This window comes from Enterobacter cloacae subsp. cloacae ATCC 13047 (genome assembly GCF_000025565.1).
Lineage (GTDB): Bacteria > Pseudomonadota > Gammaproteobacteria > Enterobacterales > Enterobacteriaceae > Enterobacter > Enterobacter cloacae.
In genome coordinates this window covers 1,817,238-1,833,591 of sequence record NC_014121.1, presented here as the reverse complement: position 1 = coordinate 1,833,591, position 16,354 = coordinate 1,817,238, and the positions used below count along the sequence as shown (strand labels likewise).

Genomic DNA, 16,354 nt, shown 5'->3' with positions numbered 1-16,354 from the left:
TACCACCCCATTAAAACCCACATTTAAATAAATGAACGCTCGTTTAATAAAGAGTAATTGCGTTAATTTATTTTTGTTGTTGAAATGGCCTTCCATTTTTTCAACATGTAATTTAACAGAGGTTTATCGTTTTTTAGATTATGATCTGGAATTGGAGGGTTTTCACCACCATAACCCTCGTTTGCAACAATGATGTGCTCTTCCCCTCTTAAAGCATGCTTCACTCCATTTTTATACGCAAAGTATTTTACAGTTACTGGATCTATCCCACCAATACATCCAATTTTATAAGCAAATAAAACTGTCCCTTCACCATCGGTGAAACTATTGTTTACTTCAATTTATTCTTTTATCACATTCAGATTAATGTCTACATCACAGTCATTAACATAATCATTTAGTACCCAATCAACCTTTCTCTTCGTCACCTGTTTTACAGATAGATGCTCTCCCGTGTTATTTTTATTGATTTCCTTTTCTATCACCAGAAAATGTTCGCCAGAATTGTCGTTCCACTTTGCATTGTAAATAAGATCCTTAGCAAAAGTAGAGTTCATTGGATAAATAAGTAACATACAACTTATCCTAATAATCAGGAAAGGTGTCAAATAATGATTTATCAACAATACATCTCCCTTTATAACGAGATGTTTACTTCAATACTCACAAGCTATTTTCCCAGCATGAATTTATTTGCAGCTTTGCAAGCTAAAGTTCCGTCAGGAAGAGTATCAAATAAAGAGGTGTAATTATACAGAACTATTTTTCCATTAACTTTCTTAAATTCAATAAAATATCCATAAGCACCATCATCATCACATTTTTTTCTCATGTACTCTGGTAGCGCAAAAGATATATTCCATACACACACTTTTTCTTTTGGGTAAACTGCCGAGGTGTTAACAGGATACTTTGTTTTTTTGTCAACACCCCAGCCATAGTAAACCTCAGATACATTAACAAGTGTACTGTATTCATTTTTGATCAATAAATCACTTTCAATATAATGCCTTACTTCTTGTAAAGACATTTCAATCAGCAACTTTTTATTGTTTTCCTTAAATATCTCTCTTAAAGAATTTATATTTGCATTATCCATACACTCTTCTGCCAGTACGCAGGAACTGTAAGCAAGGAACACCGCTAAAACAAAATAACACTTCATATACCCCCCCTTATTTATTACCTCGTTCTTTCATCCTCATTCGAGGGTAGATTGGCTCCAAGGCTTTCACGCAACTCTGCAATATTAGACATCGTAGTTTCCCTCATACCTGAACTTATTATCTTTTGTGCATAAGGGTAATATGACTTAGGTATATAGAATCCTATCAGTTCATAATTTAAACGTCCATTTATATAAACTTGATATAATGGATTTATTGTAACACTATTTCCTTGATTTCCGCCAAGCACACCTATTTCACCATCTTCAAAAAGACAGTATATAAAAGCAACATGCCCTGTCCAGGAGCCTTTTTTCCGCAAAACAACTATTGCACCATATATAGGCTCAGATATTTTTATGAAATTTTTGTTTTTTTTGAAGGATTGAGAACTGGCGCTACCAGACATTGAATATCCTGCCTCTTTGAGACAATAATTTATAAAAGAAGCACACCACGGATTAGAATTACCAACCATTGATGCCATATTAATGCCAGTCTTCTTATGGTAGTTTATTCCACCATCTCCTTCCTTTACACGCCCCCATTTCCATCTAGTCTCTCCTTCCTCGAATGCAACTGCCATCCATGGAGCCTCTCTCTGTTCATGAGGTAGTAACGCAATCGGATTTCCGGAATTCTTCCCCCCAACCGATTCCAGCGTTTTTTTATTGGTATTTATACCGCTATTTTGTCGTTTTTTATTCACTGGTTTTGATGCTGGAGAACTGACTGATGGTTTCTCAGTCTCACCAGCAGCATTACTGCCATTTGTGCTAATAGAAAGGGATTGCCCCGGGTATATTTTATTAGGGTCTGATATATTATTCTGTCGTGCGATATCATCTACACTCACACCGTTTTTCGCCGCGATTTTTGCCAGTGTATCACCCGGTGAAACTATATATACTGAAGGGCCACTAGTATTGACACCATAAATCGTCAAGCGCTGACCGGGAAAGATCTTACTCACATTTTTAATGTTATTATTTTTGGCAATTTCATCAGTACTTGTCTTATAACGTTCGGCAATTTTAGAGAGGGAGTCTCCTGACATAACTATGTACTCTATCGGATTCTGAGTACTTTTCTCTCGTGGGACTTTTGGGGTTTCGGCTAGTGTTTTTGCAGAAAATTGTGAAAAGTTTCTTGTAAGCAGTATATTTTTCGTTTCATCCCCAGCAACAGCTGAATAAACTACATCCTCTTTTCCTGCAGAATTAGTATATTTGAGGACAATAGCCATTCCTTGTTTCGTATGGATGATTGTCTTGAGCTTACCATAAGCATCTGTTTTCCACTCGTAGGTAGTGCTTCCTAGTATTACCTTAAATGGCACATCGGCAACTGGTCGGCAGCCATCAGAAACAGTCACATTTGTCACATACACCCATTTTTCTGTTCCGGGCTTCAGACCACCTTCCTTTTTACTGATTGCATCCACTACCTTGTCAAATTCATTATCATTCAGATCAGAAATTTTTTTATCTTTTGCAACTCCACTCTCTGAACTTATAAAATTGGCATAAGCTACGGGATCATTGCCTGCGGTTTCAGGTGCATACTGCGACATCATGTCAGATATGGTATAATCTCGATATTTTCGCTTCAATAATGCACATTTTTCACGCTCCCCAACTTCAATGCTGGAAAAAATCACGAATGTATTTTTTTTCGGATTATACACAGTCCCGGCGCCTATTCGCCCTTTTTGCTTATTTGCATCAGGTAATGCGATAATATTCCCGGGATTGTTAAATCGCCAACTCAATGTACCAGCAGTTTTTAGCAAACGAGTACCATCACCAGCTTCGTACTCAACCGTCTTGGTTTTAAGATGGTATGTCGCTTTTACAAATCTCATACGTCATCCTTTTTTATTTTTTCGCATTGGTTTAAAACTGATGTCTTTTAGTAAAACTGAAGTCATATGATAACCTGTGTCAGCAAGCATCACATTTCCATATACAGTGATATGGTGATTAAGTAAGTTGCGTTTACTTTTATAATCTTTACTGCTAACAATGAGTTGTACATTGCTGTCCCACCCATCTCGCTCAGTATTAGCATCAATCACACATTTTAGCGGACTGTTTAAATGCAGGATCCAGTAAAGTAATTTTTCGTCATGTTGCCTATCCTCTCCCCAGTTGGGGGGACCGTAAAACAACTCTTCTTTCATTACTCCTGAGAGTACAACCTTATCCCCCTCTTTCAGACATGCAGCATTAACACTGAAGTTATAAAATAAGATGGCTATACTCAACGTAAGTTTGATAAGAAGATTTAGCATTATCAACTAACCTTTGTTAAATTTAACAATTCTGCAATCATTGATTCAGTCAATGCTGATGTTCTATCTCCTGCAGAGTCCACTTCACTTAAATAAACATCGTCATCTGGTTCTTCATCCCCAAAATCCTCCATACTGTCATCTTTAGTTGATGAAAGAGAAAGTTCTTCTGTGCCCCAACTTTCTCGTCCAATGATTAAATTCAATGTTTCGCTTTCAGGAAGTACTATTTTCGGGAAACGGCCTGAACTATCTATCGTTCCGGTAGATAGAATTTTTCCATAACTGTCAGTAATGTTGTATGGCTGATTTATCATCCAATCCATGCTTTGGCTGACAGTATCCGCACCAGGAAAAGCAAAACGTAAACTTTGCTTGCCGGGTTCTGTTACCGGTTGTTTATTATCTGGGTCTTCCTTTTCGCTTCCCTGTTCGTCTGTACCTGTTTCGCCGGGATCTGTGCCGGGCTCTGACGCATCCAGTACAGGGAACGTTAAAAATGCAGGTTTCGCTGATGCCTTCTGCTGCCGGTCATAAAATCCTGCCCGTGTCCGGTAATCCCCGAGCGTCGCCGCCTCGATCGCATTCGCATCCAGCGTGATATAACTTCCCCCGCCGTTCAGCGTGATCTTCTTCTTCGCAAGGATCTGGATTTCATCTTCCGTACTGACGATGCTGATTGCTTTTCGTGCCAGCAATTCCATTAAATCGTTCTGCGCCTGTACCTGCACCGGCCCCTGGTTGGCGATGAGCCTGATCCCCAGTTTGCGCACAAACACGCTCAGGGCATTGCCCACCCCGATAAACAGATTTTTCACCACGCTGATGTCCGCATTTTTACCGGCCGTGGTAATCAGGTTCTGCCCGGCCGATACCTGCAGGTGTTGTCCGCTGGTCAGCGCCATACCGTCCGGTGCGCTCATCAACAGCACCGATTTTTTAAGGTCCGTCAGCTGCTGTTCCAGCAGGGTGATTTGCGCCTGAAGGTCTGCCGGGTTCGCGGTCGCCTTCTGCGCATCACCGGAGATGGCTGTCATCTGCTCCCTGGCATCGCCGAGGTTGCTGACCGCCGGCTCCATCTCCAGCACCTGGCCCCGCGCCTTCGCCTGCCCGTCCGCCGAGATGAATATCCCTTTCTGCGCCCGGATGGCGCCCCAGCTGTCCGTCCTGAGCTCAAAACCCTCGCCGCGCTGCTGTTTTTCGCTGTCGACCAGGTGGCCGAGATTCAGCTGGCTCTTGCCGCCGTATTCCGTGCTGACCTTGATATGCTCTTTCCCGCGCTCATCGTCGAGGCGGATTTTATTGTTCGCCGGGGTGCGCAGGACGTTACGTTTGTAGTTGCGGATGGTGACGTGGTCACCGTGCGCTGAGTCGTGCAGCACACCGGCGATGTACGGCCGGTCCGGGTTGCCGTCTTCAAAACCAATCGCCACCTCGGTACCCGCCAGCAGCGGCAGGTGCAGGCCGTACGTGTCGCCGGCATACGGGCGGGACTGGCGTACCCACAGGCTCTCGAATCCGGTCTCCCAGTTGTCGCGGTCAAATAGCATATTGACGCGGTAACGACCGTCCTTATCGATATGCCCGTAGGTGTCATTTTCGGTGGTACTGGTGACGCGGGCCGGTAAGGTGCCGGCCATCACCGGGCGGCTGCCTGGCGCCGGGCGGAAACAAAAATCGGTGCTGTCCGGGATACCGTCAAACCGGACGCCAAAGTCCGCATCACGCCGGGCATGGCTGTGCATCGCCGTGACAACCACGCCCTGCGCAAACACGTCTGCCACTTCGTACCCACCGGTGACTTTCAGTACCTGACCCGGAGAGAGCACCGGACAGCTGGTGAAGGCCCTGGTCTTCGTCTGACCATTCAGGTAACGCTCGTGACGAATGCGGGCGTAAAATGCCCCGGACTCCGGCGCCGGATTGCGGTCATGGGATGTTCCCGCCGTCAGGTAGTTATCGGCCCAGTGATAGGCATCACCGTACGTGGTGGCATCCCCGCCGGTCGCGTCCACCAGGGTATTCATGTCTTCCGTGGCCTGACGGTAGTTGTAGTCGCGGGTACTGACCGCCTTCTGGACCACGTTATGGTGGCTCTCCATTTCCCACACCGAGTCCACACCCTGCGAATGCTGCCCGGACGGCGGCACCGACGGCAACGTCAGGCCTTTCTCATATCCCTGCTGGCTGTCTTAAAACTCCACCACGTCGATGTTCAGCCGCGTGTCGGTGGTGAAGCGGAACCAGATACCGACCTCACCCAGCAGGCGGGTGATAAAGTGCAGGTCGTTCTCACCGTATTGCATCACCTGCTCACGGCGTGGATACTCTCTGGTGAGCGAGAACAGAAAATCCTGGCCGCGCATGCCGTGGCGCTCGCGCAGGATTTTCTCCACAACCTGCGGGACGGACATGTCCTGGTAGATGGCGTTCTGGTGCGAGCGGTCAAGCAGTGCCAGACGCGGCTCAAGCGTTACCGCGTAGCGGGTTTCATCTTTTGAGGTGCCAAGACGCTCAAGCCCGCTCACCATCCCCTGTATCACCCGCACCGGCTGCTGCACCTTAATGCCATAACCCTGGTCAACCGGAGCCTGCAGCGTCAGGGAAGCCGCTTTCATCAGCATCATCTCTTTGCTGATGGCATGGTCCGCGCTGGTGAATTCAATACGGTAGCTGAAGGGTTTACTCAGGGCTTCATCGCCCTCAAACGCCAGCACATCAAGCCCTGCGTCACAGCCCTTCACCGAAAGCAGATGATGGCTGTGGCTGAATCTCAGCGGGGGATTACTGCTCATGCGTGCGCTCCTTCTGTGCAGTCAAACTCCAGTCCGATCCCCGCCTCCTCACTCCAGTTGAGGGACAGGTGCTGTGGCTTTTGCCCCGCCGCCTTATGCGTCAGCAACTGCTGGCTCAGCACCGGTAAAATCTGCTGGTTCAGCAGGCTGTCGATGTTACGCGCACCGGTATCCGGCAACAGGCAGGCCGCGGTCAGCGCGTCGTACAGGCTCTCATCAATTTTGGTGGTCAAACCGTAGTGTCGGCTCAGCCGCCTGCTCACCTGTGCGAGCTTCATTTCCACAATGGTGCGCATGGCGGCCTCCGCCAGAGGACGATAAATCACCGTCTGGAAACGCGCCAGCAGCGCAGGCTGGAAGTGGTCACGCAGGCTCGGACGCAGCAGTTCATGCAGGTCACCTTCTGTTGCCTCCGGCTGTTCATCCAGCAGCTGCATGATGTGGTCGCTGCCGAGGTTGGAGGTCATCAGAATTACCGTGTTACGGAAGTCGATTTCACGCCCCTCGCCGTCGCGCATAAAGCCGCGGTCGAAGACCTGGTAGAACAGGTTCATCACGTCACGGTGCGCTTTCTCCACTTCATCGAGCAGCACCACGCTGTACGGGCGCTTGCGCACTGCCTCGGTGAGAATACCGCCCTGACCGTAACCGACGTAGCCCGGCGGGGAACCCTTAAGCTGGGAGACGGTGTGCGGCTCCTGGTATTCGGAGAGGTTGATGGTAATCAGGGATTTTTCACCGCCGTACAGCACGTCCGCCAGCGCCAGCGCGGTTTCGGTCTTGCCGGTGCCGCTCGGTCCGGTCAGCAGGAACACGCCCTGCGGGCCGTTCTCCGGCGCAAGCCCAGTTTTTGACGCGCGCAGGCGCTGCGCGATGGCATTCAGCGCCGCGCCCTGGCCCACCACGCGTTTACCGAGGTGCTCTTCGAGGTGTAACAGTTCCGTCTGCTCGTCCTTCATTAATGAGGAGAGCGGCACACCGGTCCAGTCGGCAATCACCGTGGCGACGGTACGCGCGTCCACATCCAGCCCCAGCAGCGGGTTCCCCTGCTGCACGGTGGCAAGCTGGCTCTGCAGGTCAGCGATTTCCGCCTGGCGGGAGATATCACTGCGGCAGGCCAGCAGGGCTTCCGTCAGTTTCAGCTCCTGGCCGTACTGCGCTTCCAGGTCATCAAGTTGCAGAATGATGCGGACTTCGTCCTGTTCGATGGCCGCCAGACGTTCGCCGTGGGCGGTGTTACCTGTCGCGATATCCTGCAGCAGCGCCTGTTTTTCCATCGCCAGGGCCGTGAGTTGAGCCTTCAGGCGGGTCAGCGCTTCCGGCACGGTATCGAGACTCATGCGGATACGGGCGGAGGCGGTATCCAGCAGGTCAACCGCCTTGTCCGGTAGCTGACGGCCGGTCAGGTAACGACGGGAAAGGGTCACCGCCGCCCTGACCGCCTCATCGGTAATGTGCACCCCGTGGTGCTGCGCGTAGCGGGATTTCAGCCCCCGCAGCATCAGGCAGGCGGTGTCGTCGTCCGGCTCATCAACTTTCACCATCTGGAAGCGCCGCTCCAGTGCCGCGTCGCGCTCAAAATACTGCTTGTATTCACTCCAGGTGGTGGCCGCGATGGTCCGCAGTTCGCCGCGGGCGAGCGCCGGTTTCAGCAGGTTGGCCGCATCCGCGCCGCCCGCCTGGTTGCCTGCGCCAATAATGGTGTGCGCTTCGTCGATAAACAGCAGCACCGGGGACGGAGACTGCTGCACCGCATCAATGACGTTTTTCAGGCGCTGTTCAAACTCCCCCTTCACGCCCGCCCCCGCCTGTAACAGACCGAGGTCCAGCGTGCGCAGGCTCACCGTTTTCAGCGATTCCGGCACATTCCCTTCGGCGATACGCAGCGCCAGCCCTTCCACCAGGGCGGTTTTCCCCACACCCGGCTCGCCGACCAGAATCGGGTTGTTCTTGCGACGCCGCGAGAGAATATCCACCATCTGGCGGATTTCCGTATCACGGCCGAAAACCGGGTCGATTTTGCCCTCACGCGCGTTAGCGGTGACATCAAGGGTGAACTTGTCCAGCGCGTTCTGCAGGGCCGGATTCAGTTCGCCCTCTTTCACCTCACTGCCGGACAGCGGCACGCTGCAGCCCTGCGTCAGCTCCTCTTCCTGCTGTACCTCTTCGCGCTCGTCTGACTGCGCATCCAGCAGCGGTCGCAGACGCTCAAGCTGGCTCAGCCCCAGCGTCAGCAGCGGCCATAAACCGTCGCAGCGCACCAGGCTCTGCCGGTCCACCAGCGCCTAAGCGACAGCACCTGGTTGGACTGGTCATCGCCCGTGCTGTCGGTATGACCCGCTATCACAATCAGCCAGCCGGGCTTCGCCTTAATTCCCACCAGCGAATTCACCAGCAGCTTCGTGGTGCCGGGTTTCAGCGCCCATTTTCCGGTGTCGAACAGCGACATGCTGTCGAGGCGGATGATTTTCGGCGCGACCTTTTCTACAGGCTTCGTTGGAGGAGGTGGTGGTACATACGAACGGATCGCTTCCAGCACCGGTATTCGCAGACGTACTCCCCGATAAAGCCCCAGGCCCAGCCGGGCCGGTACACCATTCCGTGCATGCTCATCCAGCAGCGCTGCATCCTCGCGCAGCACCTGTACGGCACTGGCTTTAGGACCGTAATCATCCATGGCGATGCTGTTGTAACGCACAATATCGAAGCTCACGCGTTGCAGCAGCTGGCGGTTGTTCCAGCCACTGCTGAGCAGTGCAGCAATGGCCGCCAGCGTGAAAATCCCGAACGCACAACGCCAGGTTCGCTCACGCGGTATCAGGCCCCGCCCTTCCGGCAGTAATGGCAGAATAAAATCCGGGAACAGGGAGATGACCGTACTGTCCGTTCCCACCGGCTGCCAGCCAGACACCTGCTGCATCGCGGTGTGACGGGAAAGCCACGTCGTCCAGGCCGATGTGGCCAAGCTTCCGGCCAGGATCGGCCCCATTCCCCACAGCACCGCAACAGGTGCAATGACCGGCACATCGGGGTTCTCATCCATAAAGACGGCCTGGACATGCTGACGGAACCAGTTCATCAGACTATTCATCAGCACCTGTTGCTGCACCGCAGGCGTTCCGCCGGAGGTAACCCATTCAGCAACAGACCCCGGGGCTGAAGATTCACGCCAGACCCTCACCCCTTCTCTCGGGAAAACCGCCTGCCAGAACATGTCATTCGTCATCGCGCTGCCGACCTGACCATTCAGCACCAGCGGCACAGAGTGACCGGTTGCTTTACGCAGCTGACTGATGTGCCAGCGCAGGGTCAGCAGTCGACTGGTCAGGGCTTCGCTGTCAGGGTGCTGCTGCGGGCAGACGCTGACCATCACCGACAGCTGACGTCCCCAGTCAGGACGTAACCACAGTATCTGACGGGCGACCTGCGCCAGATCATGATGATCCTCCACGCGGATCCAGCATCCCTGCGTGACAGTGAGTACCGGTGACGAATGCGGCCAGGCCAGAGGCAGATCGCCACAAACCAGCACTACGGGCTGACGGTAAGTGGCGTCAGGCAGATCCTCCAGGCGCAGGGTGACATCATGCTGTTCACGGCGACTGGCGACTGTCCAGAACGCCAGGATACCCCCCAGTACCACCAGCAGAATGAGCACAGAAACCCACCTGGATACCGGCAGAAAACTCAGGCAGACCACGGCACTTAGCAGGACGGCCCACAACGCCAGCCCGCGCTGTTGTGCAGGACTCATTTCACGGCCCCCGGCAACAGGGTTAGCAGCAACTGATCCAGCCAGCGATCCAGTCCCCACCAGAGTGCAGCGACCACTATCACGCTCAGACCAATACGTACGGGCCATGACGCCAGCCAGCCGCCCATGATTCCCCGCCCGGTATGACTTTCCGCCAGTACGGGGTAGGACTGTGGATAGCTGAACGGTGTGACATATTCACTGAGTGCGTTGACAAGTTTCTGGCGCTCCGGGTCATTCAATGATCGGTAACTGCCGAGAAAACCCAGCATCATGACCCGCTGGAAGCAGGTCACGACAGCGTGGTCAGGCGCCGGTTCACGCAGCACATCGCGCATCCGATCGCACAGCGTGTCGCCGGCGTCCATAGTGCCGAGGAAGTGCCCCTGCAGGGGAATGTCATACCACTGCACACAGGCGTCATCTTCCACACCACGACCTTTCACCGCCTCATCGAGCAGGGCGCACTGTGCGGTAAGAATATGCTGACAGCTGGCTTCATCGAGTTCGCTCGCTTTCAGCTCACGCTGCACACGTTCGACATCAGCAATACAGCGCTCCCACAGCGTGCGCCCTTCGCCCTCCTGAAACGTCGGACCGTGACGCAGGCTGATCACCTGAAGCCAGGTGTCCTGCAGCAGGGCATCAATATCAATGGCCGCGGCAGTGCCGCGTTTACGCTCACTCATGTTCTCAGCACCGCAAAGAGTTCAAGTTCAGGCTCGCCGAGCATGCCCGGAACGTAAAACATGCAGGTCCCACCCTGAAGCATTTCAGTGGCCTGAGGATGAGAGACATCAAGACTGAAATACTGATTTTCCAGACGTAACGGAATGGCTGCCGGTACATGGCGCAGCGGCGTCAGAGGCACGCCGACCCGCGATGAATTGACGATACTTCTGACATGATCGGGGCTGCCGACCTTGCACTGGCGCGGGAACTGCTCCTGCATTTGTGCCACCGGTACCGTTGAACGCACCGAGAGGTAGTAATCAGCCCCTTCACGCAGACGTGGGTCATGCAGACGGGCCTGCCAGAAGTGAAGCCTGGCATCATGCTCAAGCTCAATCGCTACCACCCGCGACGGCAGGCTGGCTTCCAACAGGTCACCCAGTAAATCAAACAGCGGCGGGAATACGTTATTCTGTTGCTCGTGCTGCCAGACCGGGATCGCACTCACCTGATGCTCCAGCGAGAAAGTCAGCAGACTGCCCGCCAGGCGTGCCAGTTCCGGATACAGACGCTCCGGCGGGCTTTGCGGGTGGCGCTGAAACTGTCCGAGCACGGGTTCTGCGCTGTTAAGGGCATTGAGCAGCCAGAACAGGGACACATCCGCCACGGCAAAATCGGCCATCCGCTCATTACTTTCCCGGCGCATGGCCATCAGCCGACTCAGGCGTACACGTAGCTGGCTCATCAGCTGTTCCAGCTGGATCATCAGCCAGCGACTGCCCTGCAGAGCCAGCAGTGGCGGAAGAAACGTCTCATCCAGTAACCATGCCCCCTGCGAATCCTGCTGCAGGCGGGCAACCGGGCAGGTCAGATAATCGCTGTTGTCCTGACAGGCAAACCGCAGCGTCAGCTCAGGTTTCATCACCGCAATCTGGCGGGTGTCGTCCCCAAAAGCGTTGCGGATATCCCGCCAGCGCTGGCGATAGCGAACAGGGCGTTCGGCCACCGCATCGGGTGTAAGACAGTTGCCGCCATTCGCCCGCAGCAGCGGGAGGGCCAGCACCACCACCGCATCCTGTGATCCACTCTCAAGCGCCAGAACCGGTGGAAGATCGTCAGCATTATCAGTGTCGATAAGCGTCCCGTCAGGGAAACGAATGTGCAGACGACGAGCCTGCAGGCGGCCCAGTTTCAGTGCATCCGGTTCGAAAGTGGCATCAATCACTCCCCAGGGATGGGAGAGACCTAACCGGGCGATGCATTCCGCAGACCAGGCCGCATACGCGGCCTGTTGCTGGAAGTGCTGGGGAGAGACCATCTGGCCCCTGCCCCATAACGGTTGTTCCGTTTTCATTGGCTTCCTGCCTTAACTTACGCTTTCGCTTTCGCTTTCGGCATCTGGCTCACCAGCGACAGGTTCACGTCCATGCCTTCCACCTGGAAGTGCGGCACCGCGAACAGCTTCACGCGGAAGAAGCCCGGGTTGTCCTCAATATCTTCCACCACCACCTTCGCATCGCGCAGCGGGTGTGAGGCCTGCAGTTCGTCGCCCGGATCGGTCATTTCGGTCACCAGACTGCGTACCCATGTATTGAGTTCCAGCTCCAGCAGACGGCGATCTTTCGTCGTACCGATATTTTCGCGCTGAATCAGCTTCAGGTAATGCGCAATGCGCGACAGCAGGAAGATATACGGCAGACGGGCATTGATGCGGCTGTTGGCAGTGGCGTCGGCGGTGTCGTACAGCGCCGGTTTCTGCGCCGAGTTCGCCGAGAAGAAGCAGGCGTAATCACGGTTCTTGTAGTACGACAGCGGTATAAAGCCCAGGTTAGCGAATTCAAACTCGCGGGTTTCCGGGATCATCACCTCTGACGGGATCTTCACCTGGTTGCCGGTACCCAGATCGTACAGGTGGATCGGCAGGTCTTTCACGGCCCCACCTGCCTGCGGGCCACGAATTTGCACGCACCAGCCGTTGTTGATGAAGCTCTTCACCATGTTGGAGGCGAAGGAGAAAGATGCGCTTGTCCACAGGTATTTTTCGTGGTCCGGACCTTTCACCTGCTCAACGTAGTTGAAACTGCGCACCGGCACCGTGTCCGGGCCGTAAGGCAGGCGCCCCAGCACGCGCGGCATCACCAGGCCGATATAACGGGCATCGTCGGTGTCGCGGAAGGATTTCCATTTGATGTATTCGGCACGGTCGAAGTAGTTACCGATGTCCTTAATCGCGGCCACCTCTTCCATCGATTCCTTGAGGAAGAATTTCGGCCCGACGGCACCAATAAACGGCATATGCGCGGCGGCAGAGACTTTCGAGATATTGCGCAACAGCGCCACGTCCTGCGGACTTGCGTCAAATTCGTACGCTGAAATAACCGAGCCAATCGGCTCGCCGCCCGGGGTGTCGTATTCAGCGGTATAGGTGTGCCAGTACAGGCCGCTCTGGATAAGTTCCGGCGCATCTTCGAAGTCCTGGCGCAGGTCGTCTTTGGACACATCCAGAATTTCCGTTTTTACATTCTGGCGGTAGTCGGTGTTGTCCACCAGTTGCTTCAGGCCGCGCCACAGGGATTCCACTTTCTGGAATTCTGCATGATGCATCACCGCATCCAGCTGGCGGCTGATTTGGAAATCCAGCTCCGCGATATGGTGGTCAATCAGGGTTTTATCGAGTTTTTCCACTGGCTGGCCGGATTTGCGGATGCAGTCCATAAATACCTGCATTGCCGCTGTCAGGCGCTCACCTGCCGGAGCATCAGACAGTGCGGCATCGTCCAGAAACGCATTGATATCGCCCAGGCTTGTGGCCGGGGTCAGGTTGATTTTGTCGAACAGGGAGGCGTAGACGCTCTCTTTTTCCAGCACAGTGGTCTGCCCCTGCGCGGAGCCATTTTCAGTATTAACAGACATCAGCATTCTCTCGTTTAATCCATTAAAAGACGCGCCCGTTTTTATTTCGGGGCCAGGGCACTCATTTCGTTACGTAATTCCTGAGACAGCGCCGGATCCTTAAGAATTTTCTCGAGCTCTTTTCTGAAAGTGGCGTTATCCAGCAGATTGGACTTGAGGTCACGTAATAAATTACGCATCGCCAGCATGGCACGAAGTTGGGGAATTTGTCGGGCCACCTGTTCGGGTTCAAAATCTTTCATATCTGAAAAGCGCAGCGTCACATTCTCTTCCGTACGCTCACCCGCCAGCGTATTCGGAACCGTCATGTTGACCTCCGGGTTAAATTCCGAAAGTACACTATTGAGGTTATTTTTGTTGACGTTAATTTTCTTTCTTTCAGATAATGGCCGGCTCTCTTTGCCGTTACTGAAATCACCGACAGTGAGTAATTTAAGGGGTAACTCAACTTTCTTCTGCGCCCCTCCGGTATGCAATGCAAGTTTTAAATTAATGCGTGCCTTAGGCACTTCGTTCTGGAACGTATCAGCCATAGCAGTCCCTTTCCTTAAGGAATGTTTGTTGAAGTTAACGACGTTTCTGAATAAATCGATATTAGAACAAAACGCTGCAATAGATCAACCACCTGGAACCAAAGTCCAAATTAAGACATTCCTTAAGAATTTTACTCTATATAATTAAAATATGGTTTACAGCGTGCCTTTTCATAAAGAAATATCAACCACAACTCCGAAAATAGTCAGCATTAGTGGCTATTTCTGTGAAAAAAATGAAGTTCCATATCCAAACAAAGCAATATTATTGATTTAAATCAATACGAGAGAAAACATCTACAGCGCTACCTAATAGTATGACCCGCATCAATATTTACACGCATCCGTAAGACGCGACACCCATTAAAAAGTCCAATAGTGGACAGTTGTTTTAACGAGATGCAATATATTCAAAATATGAATATTTCGCTTAATTTAAAAAAACAGAGCAATACCCTGCGCTGTAAAACACAGTATCAATGCAGCGCCATCTTCACGATCTAGAATGAACAGAAAAGCGCTGGCACGTGATATCGGGCCAGCGCAGTATCAGGAGGGGAAATAAATTAGCAGACTCGCGTTTTTCAGTGCTTCACAATATACATCGTACGGCTGTACGCCACGTCTTCAGGATTATTGATCGGATATCCCTTCACCCAGGGTTTAATCAGACGTCCGTTGGTGTACTGGTAGATCGGCGCAATTGGCGCTTTTTCCGTGAGGATCTTCTCCGCCCGGTTGTAATCCGCATTACGGGCTTCCGCGGTGGTTTCAAGCGTCGCCTGATTGATGATCTTATCGTAAGCCGGGTCGTTAAAGCGGGAAATATTGCCGCTGTGGGTTGATGTCAGCAGCGACAGGAAGGTAGATGGCTCGTTGTAGTCCCCGACCCAGGACGCGCGAATCACATCAAAATTCCCTGTGTTTCGGCTATCGATATAGGTTTTCCACTCCTGGTTTTGCAGTTTGACGTCTACTCCCAGGTTCTTCTTCCACATCGAAGCCACCGCAATCGCGATTTTCTGATGATTCTCTGAAGTGTTATACAGCAGGGTCAGCTTCAGTGGACGCTGAGGGCCATACCCCGCCGCCTGCAGCAAGGTTTTGGCCTGCGCGTTTAGCTCCTGCTGCGACATCTGCTCAAACGGTGATGTCTCTGGCGTGAAACCTGCCGTCACATCAGGCGTGAAATGCCAGGCTGGTTTTTCTCCCGTACCTAACACTTTCTCCGCCATAATCCGGCGATCGATGGTCATACTCAGCGCCAGACGCACGCGGGAATCGGCGGTCGGGCCCTTTTGCGAGTTAAATGCATAGTAATACGTTCCCAGCTGCGGTGGCGTGTATACCTGTCCAGGAATATCCTTGAGCAATTTCTGATAAAGGTTTTTCGGGAACGACTCGGTGATATCAATATCGCCTGCCAGGTAGCGTTTGGTGGCGGAAGACTCCTGGTTGATCGGAATAAACGTCACTTTTTGAAGAACAGTTTTCGCGTTATCCCAGTAGTGGGTATTCGGCACAACGACCAGCTTCTCATTCACCACACGATCTTTCAGCACATAGGCACCATTGCCCACCAGGGAGCCCGGACGCGTCCACTCTTTACCGCTTTCGACGTTCGCTTTCTGAACCGGATAGAACGCGAAGTTTGCCGTCAGGTTGCTGAACCACGGCAGCGGTTTATCGAGCTGAACGCGTAACGTTCTGGCATCCACCGCCGCTACCCCCAGCGTATCGGGCGCGGCTTTGCCATCAATAATCGCCTGAGCGTTGTTAATGCCTGCCAGAGCAGCAAACCAGGCAAACGGCGAGGTGGTTTTCGGGTCAACCAGACGCTGCCAGCTGTAAACAAAATCCTGCGCCGTGACCGGCGTGCCGTCAGACCATTTTGCATCATCACGCAGGGTAAATGTCCAGATGCGGTTATCGTTACTCTGCCAGCGCGTCGCCACGCCCGGCGTCAACTCCCCTTTCTCATTCTGATTAACCAGGCCTTCAAACAGATCGCGAATCACCTGAATCTCGGGTAGCCCCACGGCCTTGGCCGGGTCCAGTGACGCGGGTTCGTCTTTGATGTGTCTGACCAGCTCCTGTTTTTGCGCCAGCACCGTCCCCTTTGGCACATCAGCAGCGTAAGAAAATGACGATAGCCCGCAAAGGCACAGTGCAGAAAAAAGCAGCGAAACAGGATGCTTCATGAGATCCCCTTTAGAAATCGGTAATAC

At 52.6% G+C, this 16,354-nt stretch carries 10 protein-coding genes and 2 pseudogenes; all 12 read right to left on the bottom strand.

The features are described 5' to 3' along the window. Nucleotides 1–62: 62 nt before the first annotated feature. Nucleotides 63–575: pseudogene (locus ECL_RS27975) on the bottom strand (M949_RS01915 family surface polysaccharide biosynthesis protein). A gap of 95 nt (nucleotides 576–670) precedes the next feature. Continuing rightward, nucleotides 671–1,099 carry a hypothetical protein gene (locus tag ECL_RS08920; RefSeq protein WP_044159353.1) on the bottom strand — a complete coding sequence of 143 codons (429 nt, stop codon included), beginning with the start codon at nucleotides 1,097–1,099 and terminating at the stop codon, nucleotides 671–673. A gap of 83 nt (nucleotides 1,100–1,182) precedes the next feature. Further along, the gene (locus ECL_RS27710) at nucleotides 1,183–3,030 is read right to left on the bottom strand and encodes a TIGR02594 family protein (protein WP_013096434.1); all 1,848 of its coding nucleotides are present in this window, start codon (nucleotides 3,028–3,030) and stop codon (nucleotides 1,183–1,185) included. 3 nt (nucleotides 3,031–3,033) lie between these two features. Further along, nucleotides 3,034–3,459 (bottom strand): DUF4431 domain-containing protein, encoded by a 426-nt coding sequence (locus tag ECL_RS08910; protein ID WP_044158331.1) that lies wholly within the window; start codon nucleotides 3,457–3,459, stop codon nucleotides 3,034–3,036. Between the two features lie 2 nt (nucleotides 3,460–3,461). Continuing rightward, nucleotides 3,462–6,254: pseudogene (locus tag ECL_RS08905) on the bottom strand (type VI secretion system Vgr family protein). Then, on the bottom strand, nucleotides 6,251–8,533 hold the full coding sequence (tssH, locus tag ECL_RS08900; RefSeq protein WP_013096433.1) for a type VI secretion system ATPase TssH: 2,283 nt from the start codon (nucleotides 8,531–8,533) through the stop codon (nucleotides 6,251–6,253). Before tssH ends, ECL_RS08905 begins: the two are co-directional and overlap by 4 nt. Beyond that, on the bottom strand, nucleotides 8,485–10,008 hold the full coding sequence (locus ECL_RS08895; RefSeq protein ID WP_235123300.1) for an OmpA family protein: 1,524 nt from the start codon (nucleotides 10,006–10,008) through the stop codon (nucleotides 8,485–8,487). The genes tssH and ECL_RS08895 overlap by 49 nt, the downstream gene beginning before the upstream one ends. Beyond that, nucleotides 10,005–10,697, bottom strand: a complete 693-nt coding sequence (tssL, locus tag ECL_RS08890) for a type VI secretion system protein TssL, short form (RefSeq protein WP_013096431.1) — start codon at nucleotides 10,695–10,697, stop codon at nucleotides 10,005–10,007. Before tssL ends, ECL_RS08895 begins: the two co-directional genes overlap by 4 nt. After that, nucleotides 10,694–12,034: a type VI secretion system baseplate subunit TssK gene (gene tssK, locus ECL_RS08885; protein WP_013096430.1), complete on the bottom strand. Its 1,341-nt coding sequence runs from the start codon at nucleotides 12,032–12,034 to the stop codon at nucleotides 10,694–10,696. Before tssK ends, tssL begins: the two co-directional genes overlap by 4 nt. 17 nt (nucleotides 12,035–12,051) lie before the next feature. After that, nucleotides 12,052–13,593, bottom strand: a complete 1,542-nt coding sequence (gene tssC, locus ECL_RS08880; protein ID WP_044159362.1) for a type VI secretion system contractile sheath large subunit — start codon at nucleotides 13,591–13,593, stop codon at nucleotides 12,052–12,054. Between the two features lie 41 nt (nucleotides 13,594–13,634). Further along, nucleotides 13,635–14,126: a type VI secretion system contractile sheath small subunit gene (tssB, locus tag ECL_RS08875; protein ID WP_013096428.1), complete on the bottom strand. Its 492-nt coding sequence runs from the start codon at nucleotides 14,124–14,126 to the stop codon at nucleotides 13,635–13,637. Between the two features lie 584 nt (nucleotides 14,127–14,710). Further along, entirely contained in the window at nucleotides 14,711–16,327 is a 1,617-nt protein-coding gene (locus ECL_RS08870) for a peptide ABC transporter substrate-binding protein (RefSeq protein WP_013096426.1), read from the bottom strand. Nucleotides 16,328–16,354 lie beyond the last annotated feature (27 nt).

Bases quoted from the DNA above. Each gene is read 5' to 3' on its own strand.
- ECL_RS08895 (WP_235123300.1), bottom strand. From the start codon at position 10,008: ATGAGTCCTGCACAACAGCGCGGGCTGGCGTTGTGGGCCGTCCTGCTA.
- tssC (WP_044159362.1), bottom strand. From the start codon at position 13,593: ATGTCTGTTAATACTGAAAATGGCTCCGCGCAGGGGCAGACCACTGTG.
- tssK (WP_013096430.1), bottom strand. From the start codon at position 12,034: ATGAAAACGGAACAACCGTTATGGGGCAGGGGCCAGATGGTCTCTCCC.
- ECL_RS08920 (WP_044159353.1), bottom strand. From the start codon at position 1,099: ATGGATAATGCAAATATAAATTCTTTAAGAGAGATATTTAAGGAAAAC.
- ECL_RS08910 (WP_044158331.1), bottom strand. From the start codon at position 3,459: ATGCTAAATCTTCTTATCAAACTTACGTTGAGTATAGCCATCTTATTT.
- ECL_RS08870 (WP_013096426.1), bottom strand. From the start codon at position 16,327: ATGAAGCATCCTGTTTCGCTGCTTTTTTCTGCACTGTGCCTTTGCGGG.
- tssL (WP_013096431.1), bottom strand. From the start codon at position 10,697: ATGAGTGAGCGTAAACGCGGCACTGCCGCGGCCATTGATATTGATGCC.
- tssB (WP_013096428.1), bottom strand. From the start codon at position 14,126: ATGGCTGATACGTTCCAGAACGAAGTGCCTAAGGCACGCATTAATTTA.
- ECL_RS27710 (WP_013096434.1), bottom strand. From the start codon at position 3,030: ATGAGATTTGTAAAAGCGACATACCATCTTAAAACCAAGACGGTTGAG.